Genomic DNA, 15,503 nt, shown 5'->3' with positions numbered 1-15,503 from the left:
TGAAAGGGGATGGTCAACATGGGTCAATACATCTGCATAGACCTAAAGTCGTTTCTATGCCAGCGTAGAATGCGTTGACCGCGGCCTCGAGCCGCTGACCACCAACCTGGTAGTCGCGGACAAAAGCCGCACAGACGGAACCATCTGCCTTGCCGTGTCGCCATCGCTCAAAGCCTACAAGATATCAGGCCGGGCGCGGCTGTTCGAGGTCAAACAGCGGTTGGAGGCCATCAATCGGCAGACCGGGAAGGAGATACACTTCATCATTGCCCCACCACGGATGCAGCGTTATCTGGATGTTTCCACAGAAATTTACGGCGTATATTTGAAATATGTATCTGCAACTGATATTTTTCAATATTCAGTAGACGAAGTCTTCATTGACGCCGCGCCATATCTCTCCTACTACAAAATGACTGCCCATGAGCTTGCCATGACTATGGTGCGGGACGTGCTGGCCACTGTAGGTATCACTGCCACGGCTGGGATAGGTACGAACCCCTATCTTGCGAAGGTGGCGATGGACATAGTCGCCAAGCACATTCCCGCCGACAAGGAGGGAGTCCGCATTGCCGAGTTGGATGAGCAAAGTTTCCGAGAGAAACTTTGGCCCCATGAACCGCTGACAGACTTCTGGATGATAGGCGAAGGAACTGCCGCGAGGCTGGCAAAGTGGGGGATCCATACCATGGGTGATATTGCCCGCCTGAGCTTGACCGGCGAGGATCTGTTCTTCCGGGAGTTCGGCGTGGATGCGGAACTGCTGATCAGTAGGGCATGGGGAGAAGATCCCGTGACGATGTGGCACATCAAGCACTACCAGTCCGCTACGAAGTCATTCAATGAGGGGCAGGTATTGAAATGTGGCTACAACTACGAGAAAACCCGTGTGGTGATCCGGGAAATGACGGAGCAGTTGATCGACCGCCTGATAGACAGCGACATGGCAGCCGATGGCCTCACCATGTACATCAGCTATGACTGGCATGAAACCGCTGATGGGGCTTACTCCGGCCCCACAAAGGTCAATTACTACGGTAAGACCGTCCCAAAATCCGCCCACGGCACTGCCAAGCTGGGAGGCCCAACCGCCTGTCCCAGCCGGATCATGACCGCAGCCATGGAACTGTTTGAAAAGATCATGAATAAGAGTTTATGCTCCAAGCACTTGGGCGTAAGCGCCATCCGGCTCTCCAAAGCCTCGGAAGTACCCGCACAGATGGGATTTTTCACCGATTTCAGCAAGGAGAAAAAGGAGATAGACCTGGTGCGGGCTACTCTCCAGCTGCGGAAAAGGTTTGGGAAAAGCGCTGTCTTCAAAGGCTGCGACCTGATGGATGGCGCCACGACATTGGAACGCAACGGACAAATAGGAGGCCACAAAGCTATATGAATCACCCATATGAAGATATCCTGTATATCAAGCGTCCGCCACTAAAACACCCGAAAATGCCGGTGGAAAAACAGGCAAAATGTTATGCCCCTTTTGACGCGCTCCGGGGCTTTAGCCTCGCCATACTCACAAAGCAGGCAGAACGACAGATGGTCACACGTATCACGCTCTCTGAGGATGCCCAGGTGGAGATCGACGGCAAGCTGCATATGATTCAGCCCGGGGACAAGGTAGCCGTCACATATTTCCGCTTGGAGCGGGCAGTCGGTGATTTGGAATTAGGCTTATATACTCGGGAAACCGGTCAGGTGGAGGACATAGATACGCAGACAGGCATCCTGTTCCTCTCAACTGCCTGCATTCCCATTGAAGAGATCATCGAGATAGAAAGTGAAACTTTCCCCATCGGATATGCCGACCAGGAGGTGGAGCCCTATGCCGGATCGGGCCAGACGTAAGCAGTATGTGGAGGTGATCGCTACCCACCACATCGACGGCAGCGTTCGTCCCCAGCAAATTATCTTTGCACAAGGGCCAATCTACGATGTAGAAGATGTGAAGGGCGTAACCAAGGTGAAAACGACTTCAACCCTTGAGATAGCAAACCGGTATTCCGTGGTCGTTACGGGAAAGGAAACCTATCTCTACGAGGACTGCGGAAAATGGTTTGTGCTCATGAAATCATAGCGAAAACTTTCACCAAAAATAGCGTGGCACCGGTTATTTTCTGTTCCGCAGGTCATCCACCAAAAACTGTATGTGCGAAATCTCTTCCGCAGTTAGGCCGGTCGCGTCGATGATGGAGATCCCGCTCTCCTCCGGCTTATCCCGGCCCAGTAGATAATCCACGCTGACCGAAAAATAATCGGCAGTCTTTATCACCATGTCAACAGAGGGCATAATGTTCCCATTCTCCCAATTGCTGACGCTCTGTTTCTTTACTCCCAGCTTATCTGCCAGTTGGCTTTGGGAGATACCCTGACCGCGCCGGAGATAGCTTAACCGATTTGCAAACATAGGCCACACCTCGCTTTAGCTATGATTATGGCCTATTTTTATAGAAAACTACAAATACTAGTATTGTAATATTTGACTTCTGGCGGTATAATTAAACTATCCCGTCAGTAATTAGCGTATCTGTTCTTCATGCAGAAAGCGCCGGGAAACCGGCGCTTTCTGCATTACTTGATTTCCTGTTCCAAAGCCTCAAACTCCGGAGTAGAGAAGAACTCTGCCAATGACATATCAAGCCCATCACATAGCTTTTTTAGAGTCCGAATTTTGGGGTCGCTGCTTTTGCCATACAAAATGTTCTTGACAGAAGATGGCGGCAACGCCGACATAGTTGCCAGTTTGTTGATGGTGATATTTCTCTCGCCGCAGAGTTGAAGTATCCTTGCCTTGATAACATCCACTATATCCATAGCGCATCCTCCTTTTCTATAGCATAGCGGAAATGGGTTGCAGATATAGGCTATGTATGCTACTATTTAGGCTATACATAGCCTATAATTATATTCAAAGGACGTGAGTGCATGGAAGAAATGAAAAAGCGCAACATGACCTGCTGTTTTACCGGCCACCGTCAGATACCGGAAAAAGACCTTCCAAGAGTGCAAAGAAATCTGGAGCAGACTATCATCAAGTTGTATGAGCGGGGCGTGGTCTATTATGGAACCGGGGGAGCTTTAGGCTTTGACACCCTTGCAGCAGAAACCGTACTGCGCCTTCGGAAAAACTATCCAAAGCTGCGGTTGATTCTCGTCCTGCCATGCAAAGACCAGACCCGGGACTGGAAAGCGGAGGATGTGGCTAAGTATGAGGAGATCCGGCAGAGAGCAGACAAGGTGGTTTATACCGGCGAAAACTATACCAGGGGCTGTATGCACGAGCGCAACCGGCACCTTGTGAAGTTCAGCAGTGTGTGCGTTTGCTACCAGACTAGGAATAACGGCGGGACAGCTTACACCGTCCACTATGCCCAGGATAAGGGGCTTCATATCATCAATGTCGTATGACACAGAAAAAAGGGGGAAATCGACTTCTGAAACAATTTACGACCTGAACTCAATGAAAAATTCTCGAGTATAATTGGAAGAAACACGCTCCGTTCTCACTTGCAATGGGTCTTGGCAATGAGAACCTGGATTGAGCGGGCTTCATTGTCACATTCGAGTACCAGTCTTCATACACAAACAACGCCTACAGTCCTTCTCGCAGGAAAACCCGGAACGCCGGGCCTTCCATGTCAGATGGGGCGGGGCGTTGTTTGCTTATGTACAGGAGTTAAAAAAGCTGATGATGGCCTGCGGCAATTTCAATGCCCCCTAAACTCCGCAGATTCTTTGCCTTAGTAAAAAGTATAGGGTTGAATAGGATTATTTGTCGCCCAAGCGGTAAGGTCACTTATTAAATAAGTTAGTTATACATCAGAGAGATTGATAATAATAAAAATCGTGACATTCCACACAAGTTATGGTAAAATATATTCACATTTTTATATAAAGTCGTGTGAGTATATTGAGATCTACGCTTGCACTATGTAGTACACTTATTGAATCCATATACTATAGAGTGTGGCGCGGGTATCAACGAAAATGTCCGGGCCTGGTTTATAACGGCCTTGTTACGGGAAAACTGACCGTTTGTCCGTGCATTGAGAACGAAATTGACATAAAAGAACCGCAGAACAGACAAGTTCTGCGGTTCTTTTATGTCCTAATATGCAGGGGTTTGAGAGAAAGCGCATCCAGTAAGGTCAACTTTCATCGCTCATATTCCGCCCGAGCCCCACCCCTTCAATCTGATTTTGGTTCACGACAACAAAAAATCAGATTGGAGAGAGAAAAATGAAAGAGATCAACCTACGGAAGTACTATCCGCACTATACCCAAGACATGATCGTTTCAATCCCTGACGAGGTGGCAGAGCTTCTCCAAGAGTTCAAGCGTGCCGAGGATGCCCAGCGCATCCGTACATACCGCCACAAAGCGATGTACTCGCTGGAACTCATGAACGAGTTTCGGGAGTTCCCGGCAGAGGAGCTGCTCCCAGAAGAACTGCTGGAGCAGCGCAGCATGAGGGAGCTGTTGTATAAGGGTTTGCAGTCTTTGCCGGAGAAACAGCGGTCACGGCTCATCGCCTACTATTTTTTAGGGATGAGCAAGGTTGAGATTGCACAGTCAGAAGGTTGTGATCACACTGCTGTCGTTCGCTGTATTAAGCGAGGAGAGGCCGCACTCAGGGAGTTTTTCAAAAAAACGTCTTAATAGGATCACTTTTTGCCCCAAAAATGTACGGAATATATAGAGGGACATTTTCCGGGGTCGCCTAAAGGCATAATTTCACCCCGGAAACGCCCTCTGTATCTCTTGCGTACATTGACAACCGAATACACAATGTATCGGATACATCACCTCCTGACTGCAAGCCAGCGGGCCAAACGGCCCAAGGGATGGGCGGCACCCATCCCGGCGATGACCAGCAGGAGGCTGAGAACTTCTGTCCAGCCACAGACATCGCAATGGGGGCAGCCGGGCGAGAACCGCGCGGGGTTGAGATTACCATGAGAGTGTCAGCCAGCACTCGTCCGATACATTCCCGGGCCGGGGATGCGTGGCAAATACGGCTAATGAACTAAAATCAGATTTCTATCTTTCATGATAGACGCTACAGGGATAGGTGATCTATGCCTATCCCCGCCGGTGTGTCATGAACAGAAATAGAGAAGGAAAAGAGAGGATGAGCAAAAATGAGAGCATGGCTGTACTGCCGGGTAACAAACGGCTGGGACGCGGATTCCAGAGATCATCTGGCACTGCAAAAAGCAGAACTGGAAAGGTTTTGCGCGGAGCATGATTTGACTGTGGCCGGAGCCACTATGGTCACCGGCAGCGGCAAAAAGGAACTGCAAGAGCTGGTACATAGCGGTGTAGAGCAGGACACCTACGATGTGCTGGTGGGCATAAGCGCTACACGGTTTGGCGGGGATATATTGAGCCTGCTCCAGACGGGCAAAGCGCTCACCGAGCAGGGCAAGGGGATTTGCATGGTGAGGGAGAATATCTCAACGCACCCTGACATTGTCCTGCAAAATGCCAGTGAAACTTTGGAGTCTCAGGAAATTGGAGGGTTATCGTTATGAATCAGCAGAATAATGTCAAATTCTATCTCATGCAAAAGGCGCTTGAGTACCTTGTGGAGAAAGACGTGATCACCCAGAAGGAATCCGACCGTGCCAGTAGGTACAACGCCGAAATTCTGCGACCTGACAGGGAGTACATTCGGTGACATTCGTGAATGGATTTTTGCGGCCCGGTGTGGTAATGTGTGGGTAACCAGACGAAGGGAGAGTGACAGAGATGCCGCAGGTGCAGAGGATAGACCCCATTATGCTGCCCAACGAAAAAGAGTCGGTAGCGGCTTACTGCCGGGTGTCCACAAACTCCGCAGATCAGTTAAATTCCTACAACTCTCAGATCGCTTATTACACCAAGCTGATAAACGAGAACCCGGATTGGGAACTGTACGATATATATGCAGATGCCGGTATAACAGGGACAAGCATAGAAAAGCGGGACGAGTTCCAGCGTATGCTGGCAGACTGCCGGGAAGGGAAAATCAAGCGGGTGCTGGTGAAGTCCGTGTCCCGGTTTGCCAGAAATACAACAGAACTGTTAGAAACCACGCGCAAGCTGAATGACTTGGGCGTGGTCGTTATTTTTGAGGAACAAGGCTTCGATACCAGCCAGGTGTTGGGTGAGATGCAGCTTGCCTTGTTCGCTATGGCGGCGCAGGAGGAGAGCTTCTCTATCTCCAAAAATATGCGGTGGAGTTATCAGAAAAGGATGCAGAATGGTACATTCGCCTGCTGCCTGCCGCCTGTTGGATATGACCTGAAAAACGGAACGCTTACAGAAAATCATGATGCTGGGATAGTCAAGGAGATTTTCAAACGGTATAATTCTGGAGAAGGAATGACCAAAATAGCCGCATATTTGAATGAGCAGTACCCTGACGGAAAATCGTGGGGTAGAACGGCAATTTCAAAAGTTCTGCGAAATGAAAAATATATAGGTGACTCACTTCTTCAAAAAGGCTTTACTTCAGATACTCTTCCATTTGTCAGGAAGGAAAACAAAGGGGAGAGGCCGCAATATTATGTTGAGGGGACACACACTGGGATAATTGATAAGAGATGTTTTGAAAGCAGCAGTACACTTCGTGAAAGACGGTTGCATGAAAAAAGCAAAGGGAAGGAGCATCTGTTTACACACAGGCTTCTCTGTGCGACCTGTGGACACCATATGCGGCAAGTGACAAGTAACGGAAAATCATACTGGCTGTGTGCGGGGAGGGCCGGGCAAGTAACGGACTGTGATTATTTCCGTTTGGCAGAGGACAGCATTATCATTGCGAGTCTCAATATGATGACAAAGATTTTTTTGAACCAGGACAACATTATTCTTCCTACCATTGCCCATCTGCGTGAAATAGAATACACACAATCCGGCTCAGACACCAAGCTCTCCGAGCTCGACCTATCCCTGGCCGCCCTGAACGACAAATCCCTCACCCTGCAAAAGCTAAACACCAAGGGCTTCATCAGCCCAGAGGAATACCGCTTTCAGAGCGAGGCCCTCGCCGCCCAGCGCAAAAGAATTACCGCCGAGCGCAACAAAAAACTGAATGGCCTGCAATCCCACTCAGCCATAGAAAAGCTGGAGGAATTGCAGGCCATTCTTTCCAGTTGGCCGGGGCTGCCAACGGAGTTCGATATCGACCAGTTTGATGAAGTCATAGAGAAAATCATCCCCACCGCTGACAATAAACTGACCTTCCGACTGCACTGCGGTCTGGAGCTTACGGAGGAAATCCCATCATGAGCAACCGCTACATTCCCTACGGATACAAGTTTGAGGCTGGCCAGCCGATTCCTCATCCCGATGAGAGCCAGATCGTGCGGGAGATATTTGACCGATACTGCGCTGGGGATTCCCTCAAAGTGATTGCCGAAAACCTGACCCACCGGCAGGTAGAATACAGTTCCGATAAGGCAAGCTGGGACAAGGCCCGCATCAAGCGCATTTTGGAAAACAGCCGTTACATCGGTTCGGACGAGTGTCCGGCACTGATTTCCAAGGAGCAGTTTGTTGCGGCCAATCTCAAGAAAGAGCAGGCGAACACCAATAAGCTCACTATAGACGATGATATCAAGCTGTTCAAAGAGCTGACGGTGTGCGCCAAGTGCGGTAAAAAGGTTACAAGGCGTACTGATTCCCGCCTTGCGGAGCCGGTCTCATGGAAGTGTGCTGAGTGCGGCTGGTCAGTGAGGCTGTCAGATGCTAGATTTAAGGCACAGGTTATTGAGATAATGAACGCCCTGATAAACGACCCTGACTCTATAGTCCCTGAAGGATCAGCGCCCGAAATTCATACGTTAGAAAGCAAGCGCCTACTTAATGAGTTTCACCGGGCGCTGGACAGTGGACAGGCCAGCGAAGGCGAGCTTATCATGATGGTATTTCAGATAGGTGCGGCGAACTACCAAGCTATCAACAGCCGGGAGGCAATCACAGCAAGGCTGGCCGCAGACTACTCGAAAGCAGAGCCGCTGTCCACATTTCAAAGAGAACTATTTCAGCGCACCGCCCGGCGGTTACTCATGGACGCTAATGGAATGCTGTCAATAGAGTTGCAGAACGGCAAAATTGTAACAGAAAGGAACGAGTAAGCATGAGCACCACTTCCCCCTCTAGAAATGTCACCGTTATTCCCGCCAAGCCCCAGGGTTCCGCCCCCGGTCAGCCCACCAAGAAAAAGCTACGGGTAGCAGCTTACTGCCGGGTATCCACCGACAAGGACGAGCAGCTCAACAGCTTTGAGGTACAGAAAACCTATTACACGGAGAAAATAACCAGTAATCCAAACTGGAAAATGGCCGGGATTTTCGCTGACGAGGGCATCACGGGCACCTCCATGAAAAAGCGCGACCAATTCATGCGGATGCTCCGCCACTGCCGGGAGGGGCGCATTGACCTTATCTTGGTGAAGTCGGTGTCACGATTTGGCAGGAACACGGTGGATGTGATGCGTACAGTGCGGAGCTTGCGGGAGAAAAATATCACTGTTATGTTTGAAAAAGAGAATCTGGACACCAGTCAGATGACTAGTGAGTTGATGCTGGCCTTTTTCAGCGCTTTCTCCCAATCGGAGTCCGAGTCAATCCGTGAGAACATTATCCGGGGCAACGCCATGGCCTATGCCCAGGGCAAGGTCAGCGTCAGTCCCACTATGTTCGGTTTCACAAAAGACAGCAATGGTGAGATCGCTGTTGATGAGGAACAGGCCCAAGTTGTACGCATGATCTACAATGACTACCTGGACGGCATGACCCCCGGAGACATAAAGAAAAAGCTGGAACGCCTGCATATAAAGACATCCTTCGGCCGCGATACATGGAACACTACGGTGATCTTGAGCCTCCTGCAAAATGAGAAATACATGGGCGACGCTCTACGGCAAAAGACTTTCAAGCCCAGCCTGTTTTCTAATCGGAGCAAAGTCAACAACGGCGAGCTGCCCAAGTTTTACGTCAGCGACTGCCTACCGGTAATCGTCGAGCCTGACCTTTGGCAGCAGGTGCAGGAGGAAGTGGCCCGGCGCAGGGCAAAACGAGCGTCCACTGAGAAAGCCAAGAATCCGCTGGAGGGTCGGCACCGTGGGAAATATGCCCTGAGTGATATCCTCATCTGCGGCAAATGCGGCTCACCATACCGGCGCACTACCTGGGCAAAGAAAGGTAAGAAGAAAATCGTCTGGCGGTGCGGTACCCGGTTGGATTACGGTACTCAATTCTGTAACGAATCTCCTACTATAGAGGAAAGGTCGCTCCATACCGCCATCGTCAACGGCATCATGAACCAGTACATAAACGTCAGCGCCGATATGGAGCTGCTCAAGGCGAACCTTGACCGGGCGCTGGCCCCGCAGGTGCCGGGCGGAGAGGCGGATATCCGGACTAGGATATCCGAGCTGACCCAGCAAAAGCAGGACTTGGTAGCCCGGTGCATGGAAGAAAATGACATTACAAAATACGAACTGCTCCTAACGAAGATCGTCGAGGAACTGGAGCAGCTCAACCAGCGGCTGAAAGGTATAGAAAGCCAGCAAAAAGACCGGGCGGTCACGGAAACCCGTATGGCTGAGATCAGCGAACTGCTAAAGCAATTTGCCGACAGCGGCCTGCAATACGATGATGTCCTGACCCGCAGGCTGGTGTCTGCCATCCGTGTGAAGTCGGATGAAGAAATAGAGATCACATTTAAGGACGGCAAGACAAGAACCGAAATGATTGAGTAACATGGAGGTGGATATGGGAACTATTAACGTGCAAATCAGCACCTATGAGGGCAATACGTCACTGATTTTCCCTATGGAGGACAGTGTGCTGGCAGACAAGCTGCAGGCAATAGGCTGCGGTAGCGAGGTACCGATTTCCAGCGTTATCTGGCCATCGGGTCTGAATATGCTGAACGGTCTGATTGTCAGCGCCGATGAACTGAACTTTCTTGCGAAAAGCATAGAGCGTTTTGATGACAGCGAATACGACCAGTTCATGGCGTCTGCGAGCCTTGAGAAAAGCCCTGACCTGGAGAGGCTTATCAACCTGTCATTCAATATCAACCACTACACGGTTATCCGCGATGTTTCCGACCTGGCCGGGATAGGCGAGTACCATCTGATGAACATTCGGGGAAGCCTTTCTAAGATAGAACTGGAAACTATCAACTTCGCGCAAGTGGGCCGCGAGCTGCTGTCTTCCGGCAAGGGAATCCCCACAGAATACGGACTACTGTTTGAGAATGAGGAAGTACCGTTTCAGCAGGTATATGACGGCACCACATTCCCGCCATATCTCTATAGGGGCAACGAGGTCGCTGTCGTAAATATGCACTATCAGGGAAAAACTGAATACCTATACCTACCAGAGGAAGATATCTCCATTGAGAAAGCCCTGAAACGCTTGGGCGCACCCTGTCTCAGTGACTGCACCATGGAGATAGAAATGTTTAACTGCCCGGATAAGTGCTGGCGGGACAGACTGGAAACCAACTTTGAAATAGCGGGTCTGCGTGAGGCCAATTTCCTTGCTGAAGTTCTCGCCCGGCCTGACATAGACCTTTACAAGCTCCAGTGTGTTACGGATTATGCGGAGGTAGTCGCCGGAGATGAGATACAAAAGTTAGCAGACCATCTGGACGATTTCATTGTAATCAAGGGTGCGGAAACATATGTTGATGTTGGCGAATACATTACCCAGCATGAGTTGGAGTACGCGGTTGGCGAGAATATGCCGGACTTTGTGGATTACTCCAAGTTAGGAGAGTTCATCATGCAGGAGCGCAATGGAGAGTTTATGGGCGGCTGCTTTGTCTGCATGGAGGCTGGCTGCGATTATACACAAATTATGTGCGAAAATCCTCATGACATGGAAATGGAGGGAATATAGATGTTCAATGCAAAGCTGATAAACAAAAGCAGGGAATCCGGCACAATCCCCCTGCCCCAAGACCAATCTATATTGTGCTCGGCAATCGCCTCGCTGGGCGCAAAATTGTGGCCGGAGTACATCCCGATGGCTGGTACAGCCGATAAGGTGTGGGGGGAGCTTATCCCCAACAGCGAAATCGGTAAACACATGATGCACCTGTTCCCGGAGGAGTACACCCTGGACGATGCCAACGACATGGCGCATATCGTCACCCAGGCAAGTGACCTTATCAAGAATGAATTGGAGCAGAATATCATTCATGACCAGTACCGCAACGCCACGGAACTGCGCGCCGATATTCACCAAATGACTTACGATGCTGGTACCGTCAGCAAGACCTATTACTTTCCCCTCACCGGGAAGATTTGGGATAACGAATACGAGGAAGAGCTCCCTGCCGGGAAACGCTTCCTGCTGGGCCAGGAGGATGAAATTCGGGATAGCTTTTCCCGGTATACCCACCGTGATATTGACAATATGTCCGCGTACTACAACGACGCTGGCGCGGACAAGCTGCTCCTGGCTGATTGGGGCTTTGAGGTGCTGGACGATGAGTTGTACGGCAAGGTAGATGTCCGACTGACCGAGCCTATGACAGAGGAAGAAGAAAACGAACTGCGGGAATGGATCCATGGCCAGAACAGCGACGGCCTAGGGGAAGGGTATGAGCAGCAGGAGATCCCTACCGACCGGGGGAACCTTTACGTTTCATTTTGGGACAGCGGCACCGGCTATTTTATCAGGGACAGCGAGGAGATGGACGAGTACCTGGGGCATAGCGGCCTGCAGTTTGGGGGAATGTGATGGAACACCTTGACCCGGAGCAGGCAGCTATCCAACGTCTCAAGATGGCGGCAGAATTGAGTGAGAAATACTACCAGGAGCCAATGACTGTCTGCTACAGCGGCGGGAAGGACTCGGAGGTATTGCTAGAGCTGTGCAGACGGGCCGAGGTGCCTTTCCATGTAGTCCACAACCTGACTACCGCCGACGCTCCGGAAACGATATATCACGTCCGAAAGGTTTTCTACAGGCTGGAACTGGCAGGTATCTCCTGCACGATTAGTAAACCATTTTATAGAGGCCAGCGCACCAGTATGTGGCAGCTCATACCCCTCAAGGGAATCGCTCCGACAAGGCGAGTTCGCTACTGTTGTCAAATCTTGAAAGAAAACAGCAATCAGAATCAATGTGTTATTCTTGGTGTTCGCAAGCAGGAGAGCAGCGCCAGGTCGGATTCCGCGGTGGCCGAACTTCCCGGCAGAAACCGAAGTGAGCGTGTTACCTTCGACATGGACAACGGAGATACCAGGATCATCGCTCCCTGTCAGATGAAGGCCACAATAAAGATACATCCCATCGTTGACTGGACTGATTCCGAGGTATGGCAATTCCTGCGGGATGCGAAGGTGGATGTCAATCCTGTGTACGCCATGGGCTTCAGCAGGGTGGGCTGTGTAGGCTGTCCGATGGCCGGGAAGAACCGCTACACAGAATTTCAGCGGTGGCCCAAATATGAAATGCTGTATCGCCGGGCCTTTGCCAGAATGGTGGAGGCCCGGCGCAGCATAGGCAAGGATGGGCCATGGAATAGTGCGGACGAAGTGTTCCGGTGGTGGATGGAGGATAGGAACTTGGATGGACAGATGGACATCTTTGGCGGGGAGGTGGGAGCGTTTGAGCCTTGATATCGTCCCCATCACATTGAAAGAAGCCAACCAGTTTGTCGCTGACCACCACCGGCACCATGGGCCGGTCACGGGCCACAAATTCTCCATAGCCGTGTCAGACGGTGTAGGAATAGTAGGGGTAGCCATTGTTGGCCGCCCGGTTTCCCGCTATCTGGATGACGGCTGGACGCTGGAGGTCACACGCCTCTGCACAGACGCCACAAAAAACGCCTGCTCCATGTTATACGCAGCGGCATGGAGAGCAGCCCATTCAATGGGCTACAAAAAGCTGATAACATATATATTGGAAAGCGAAACCGGAGCCAGTCTCCGGGCCGCAGGATGGAAGTGTGTAGGTCAGGCAGGAGGTTTGCGCTGGACGGGTAAGCGCAGGCCGGAGGTCGACCTTTATCCGGCACAGATGAAACTGCGGTTTGAAAAAGAATAAGGAGGGCGTAATATGCCAAATTACGTTGCAAATATCGTTACCTTCGATGGCGACGAAAAGAGGATAAAGGATATGCTGCTGGCGGTGCAGAACGATGAGTTCGGTACCGGCAGCATTTCTTTTAACAAGATCATCCCCATGCCTCCGGAGCTGGATATGGAGTCCAGCAACAGGAGCAAGGCTGGTTTGCGGGCCTATCAGGACTTTGTCGCGGCTTATTCCTTGGGCCGTGACTTCTCCAAGGAGGATCTTCTTCATATCCCAGGAAAGGCCGAAGATGCTTACCTTCGTAGGCACTCCGGCATAGACAGGGAAACCTGGAATTTGGGCCGTCAGGCTTTCCAGAACATTCAGAAATACGGTTCGCCGGATTGGTACGATTGGCGCTGGGAACACTGGAACACCAAGTGGGATGCCGGCGGTTATGAGGAAGGCAAAGACTACAGCCAATGTGATAAACTGGCCTTTCGGACGGCCTGGCGGGAGCCTGCCCCTGTCATACAGAAATTATCGGAAATGTACCCTGACATCGAGTTTACCCACCAGTGGGCGGAGGAACAGATGGTTGTAAACTGTGGCACGGCTAAATATAAGGCAGGGGTGCAGACCGAGTGTGAGCAAGTAGAGGGGTATGATGAAAGGATGGATTTCTCGGTGGAAGTCTGGTACCAGTATGAACACAATGGACTTCCCCAGGAGCAGGAGCAGACAATGTGATCAGGAGGTCAGAAAATGTACATATATCCATACTCGCTGGAATACGCAATCAAGTATAACGAGCGCGACCTGTGGCGGGAAAGCTACCAAGCAAACTGCGACTGCGCCCGAGCTATTGAGAGCGCCATCAATGAAAACTATGACGGTTCCCGGCTGGCAGACGACTGCAGAAAGGCCGTCCTCGGAGAGTACGGCCTAGACCGTGTGAACTGGGTGCTGGCCAATACCATTCACGAAAAAGAGCAGGACGGACGTATCTCCCGGGGAAATAAAGAATGGGCCAAGGGTTTCCATATTCCGCAGGACACAACACAGTATCAGTTTGTGGTGGACAGCCATCCGGGGCTTCTCAACATTTTTGTAAATGAAGTGCGCCGCGACTGGCAGGCGCTGGGGCTGTTTGATGAAAGCCATTGCACCGGCAAGACCGAGGACTATACCGGCAAGCTGCTGGTATTGAAACCCACGGTACTCAAGGACGAGTACAAGACACCGGACTTCCAACTGTTTCTTGCCGATGGAGGTTTCGGCTGTTCGCCCACGGCCAGGGGCCGCAAGGTTTATGGGCGATTTTTGAAAGATGGCGAAGAAACGCACTATGACCGTCAGGATTTCCTGGGTGTACTGAAGGACGAGCATCTGCCCGATTGGGCCAGGGAGAAGCTGACCGAGTTGCAGGAGCAGATCCAAGAGGATGTACCCCAAATGACATAGGAGGGTAATGTGAGAATCAAAATCTATCAAATCAATTTTGACCGTGACACTGCCAGGGCGAAGTTTATGGGCTTGAGTCAGTTAAAGGACGATGTGGACTCCAGCAGCTACGACGAGGTGTTCAGCGGCGATGTGGACTGCGGGAATCTGGAGGATGTGTTTGCTAGATTCAATACTGAGGGCCACCCTCTGCACCGGGGCCATTCGCTTTCCGTTTCTGATGTAGTGCTGACGGAAAACGGCGCGTTCTTCTGCGACACCATCGGCTTTAAGGAGATCGACTTTGACGAGAGTAAGACCCACAAGCCGGACGGCCTGCTGAAGATAGTCTATGTGGAGACGAACCGCCCTCCCTTTGTCAGCGAGGTAAGCAATGACTTGAAGTCCTTGCAGCGGGCTGTAGACGGGCACATAGCACCAGTCTATTTGGGTGACGGCACAATCCTAATGTGCAACGATGAGGCCAAGCTGATAGGCATGGATGGGAACCGTAGGCTGGGTGATTCCACCATAGCCGGGCCATTCTTCATTGTGGGCGAGGACGGCGAGGACTTTCGATCTCTGACGGACGATGAGATCCAGCGGTACATGAAGCGTTTTGCGGAACCGGAACAAATCAGCCAGCAGGAGGTGGAGGGCGATATGGGCTTCATTAGCTGCACATATTAAAATGGTCAAAAATGAAGTGCTGAACGCAAGCGGGGTGATGCGTATTGTCTGAATATGAAGAATATCAGCTTCGATGGATGATCGACCACGGATATTCTCTGCAAGACCTAATGAATGAGTTGGATAAATATCAACTTCAAGACCGGACAATGTCCGTATCAGAACTCTTTGGTGACTGGGAATATGAATCAGGATTTCAGTCAGAGATTTGGGCTTGCGAAGATGAATGGCTTGAGTGCGAAGGTGCAAATGAGATGGAACAGTCAATGTAACATGAAATGACAAGGCAGTGCTTTCGCGGCACTGCCTTTCATAATAATAAAGCAGAGGAGGACAAAC

At 50.9% G+C, this 15,503-nt stretch carries 19 protein-coding genes and 1 pseudogene; 18 read left to right on the top strand and 2 right to left on the bottom strand.

From position 1 onward, the window contains the following. Window positions 1-9 precede the first annotated feature (9 nt). The 3 genes and pseudogenes from ADH66_RS12800 to ADH66_RS12790 all read left to right on the top strand — a co-directional run bounded on the left by ADH66_RS12800 (window position 10) and on the right by ADH66_RS12790 (window position 2,080). Window positions 10-1,393 (top strand): annotated as a pseudogene (locus ADH66_RS12800) (Y-family DNA polymerase). Beyond that, the gene (locus tag ADH66_RS12795; protein ID WP_066540014.1) at window positions 1,390-1,851 is read left to right on the top strand and encodes a hypothetical protein; all 462 of its coding nucleotides are present in this window, start codon (window positions 1,390-1,392) and stop codon (window positions 1,849-1,851) included. Before ADH66_RS12800 ends, ADH66_RS12795 begins: the two are co-directional and overlap by 4 nt. After that, window positions 1,829-2,080: a hypothetical protein gene (locus ADH66_RS12790; protein ID WP_066540018.1), complete on the top strand. Its 252-nt coding sequence runs from the start codon at window positions 1,829-1,831 to the stop codon at window positions 2,078-2,080. Before ADH66_RS12795 ends, ADH66_RS12790 begins: the two co-directional genes overlap by 23 nt. 33 nt (window positions 2,081-2,113) lie before the next feature. Here ADH66_RS12790 and ADH66_RS12785 read toward each other — a convergent pair whose 3' ends face one another. Together ADH66_RS12785 and ADH66_RS12780 are read right to left on the bottom strand one after the other, a co-directional pair. Beyond that, on the bottom strand, window positions 2,114-2,410 hold the full coding sequence (locus tag ADH66_RS12785) for a helix-turn-helix domain-containing protein (RefSeq protein ID WP_066540021.1): 297 nt from the start codon (window positions 2,408-2,410) through the stop codon (window positions 2,114-2,116). Between the two features lie 164 nt (window positions 2,411-2,574). After that, entirely contained in the window at window positions 2,575-2,817 is a 243-nt protein-coding gene (locus ADH66_RS12780; RefSeq protein WP_066540024.1) for a helix-turn-helix domain-containing protein, read from the bottom strand. 111 nt (window positions 2,818-2,928) lie between these two features. Between ADH66_RS12780 and ADH66_RS12775 the strand changes: the two genes are divergently transcribed. The 15 genes from ADH66_RS12775 (at window position 2,929) to ADH66_RS12700 (ending at window position 15,436) form a co-directional block, all read left to right on the top strand. Further along, the gene (locus ADH66_RS12775) at window positions 2,929-3,411 is read left to right on the top strand and encodes an SLOG family protein (RefSeq protein ID WP_330397558.1); all 483 of its coding nucleotides are present in this window, start codon (window positions 2,929-2,931) and stop codon (window positions 3,409-3,411) included. Window positions 3,412-4,242: 831 nt separating this feature from the next. After that, entirely contained in the window at window positions 4,243-4,662 is a 420-nt protein-coding gene (locus tag ADH66_RS12770) for an RNA polymerase sigma factor (RefSeq protein ID WP_066540027.1), read from the top strand. Window positions 4,663-5,144: 482 nt separating this feature from the next. After that, entirely contained in the window at window positions 5,145-5,537 is a 393-nt protein-coding gene (locus ADH66_RS12760; protein WP_066540030.1) for a recombinase family protein, read from the top strand. Further along, window positions 5,534-5,683: a hypothetical protein gene (locus ADH66_RS20095; protein ID WP_157130686.1), complete on the top strand. Its 150-nt coding sequence runs from the start codon at window positions 5,534-5,536 to the stop codon at window positions 5,681-5,683. The genes ADH66_RS12760 and ADH66_RS20095 overlap by 4 nt, the downstream gene beginning before the upstream one ends. A 71-nt stretch (window positions 5,684-5,754) precedes the next feature. Next, window positions 5,755-7,278: a recombinase family protein gene (locus ADH66_RS12755; RefSeq protein WP_066540033.1), complete on the top strand. Its 1,524-nt coding sequence runs from the start codon at window positions 5,755-5,757 to the stop codon at window positions 7,276-7,278. Beyond that, a complete protein-coding gene (locus ADH66_RS12750) occupies window positions 7,275-8,126 on the top strand; it encodes a recombinase family protein (protein WP_066540042.1) in 852 nt (283 codons plus the stop codon). Before ADH66_RS12755 ends, ADH66_RS12750 begins: the two co-directional genes overlap by 4 nt. A 2-nt stretch (window positions 8,127-8,128) precedes the next feature. Then, window positions 8,129-9,754 (top strand): recombinase family protein, encoded by a 1,626-nt coding sequence (locus ADH66_RS12745; protein ID WP_066540054.1) that lies wholly within the window; start codon window positions 8,129-8,131, stop codon window positions 9,752-9,754. 13 nt (window positions 9,755-9,767) lie between these two features. Beyond that, a complete protein-coding gene (locus ADH66_RS12740; protein ID WP_157130687.1) occupies window positions 9,768-10,904 on the top strand; it encodes a hypothetical protein in 1,137 nt (378 codons plus the stop codon). Then, on the top strand, window positions 10,905-11,750 hold the full coding sequence (locus ADH66_RS12735) for a hypothetical protein (protein WP_066540059.1): 846 nt from the start codon (window positions 10,905-10,907) through the stop codon (window positions 11,748-11,750). After that, complete coding sequence (locus tag ADH66_RS12730; protein ID WP_084384490.1) at window positions 11,750-12,634, top strand: phosphoadenosine phosphosulfate reductase family protein; 885 nt, start codon at window positions 11,750-11,752, stop codon at window positions 12,632-12,634. Before ADH66_RS12735 ends, ADH66_RS12730 begins: the two co-directional genes overlap by 1 nt. Continuing rightward, window positions 12,624-13,064: an XF1762 family protein gene (locus ADH66_RS12725; RefSeq protein ID WP_236757036.1), complete on the top strand. Its 441-nt coding sequence runs from the start codon at window positions 12,624-12,626 to the stop codon at window positions 13,062-13,064. The genes ADH66_RS12730 and ADH66_RS12725 overlap by 11 nt, the downstream gene beginning before the upstream one ends. Window positions 13,065-13,076: 12 nt before the next feature. Next, window positions 13,077-13,781, top strand: coding sequence for a DUF1281 family ferredoxin-like fold protein (locus tag ADH66_RS12720; protein ID WP_066540062.1), 705 nt, complete (start codon window positions 13,077-13,079; stop codon window positions 13,779-13,781). Between the two features lie 15 nt (window positions 13,782-13,796). Next, the gene (locus ADH66_RS12715) at window positions 13,797-14,495 is read left to right on the top strand and encodes a DUF3849 domain-containing protein (RefSeq protein WP_066540064.1); all 699 of its coding nucleotides are present in this window, start codon (window positions 13,797-13,799) and stop codon (window positions 14,493-14,495) included. Window positions 14,496-14,504: 9 nt separating this feature from the next. After that, window positions 14,505-15,164, top strand: a complete 660-nt coding sequence (locus tag ADH66_RS21085) for a DUF3846 domain-containing protein (protein ID WP_084384491.1) — start codon at window positions 14,505-14,507, stop codon at window positions 15,162-15,164. A 44-nt stretch (window positions 15,165-15,208) separates the two neighbouring features. Further along, window positions 15,209-15,436, top strand: a complete 228-nt coding sequence (locus tag ADH66_RS12700) for a hypothetical protein (protein ID WP_066540067.1) — start codon at window positions 15,209-15,211, stop codon at window positions 15,434-15,436. The last annotated feature ends 67 nt before the right edge of the window (window positions 15,437-15,503 follow it).

The organism is Acutalibacter muris (assembly GCF_002201475.1).
Taxonomy (GTDB): domain Bacteria; phylum Bacillota; class Clostridia; order Oscillospirales; family Acutalibacteraceae; genus Acutalibacter; species Acutalibacter muris.
The sequence above is the reverse complement of the archived record's forward strand: the minus strand, read 5'-3'. Positions and strand labels throughout refer to the sequence as shown.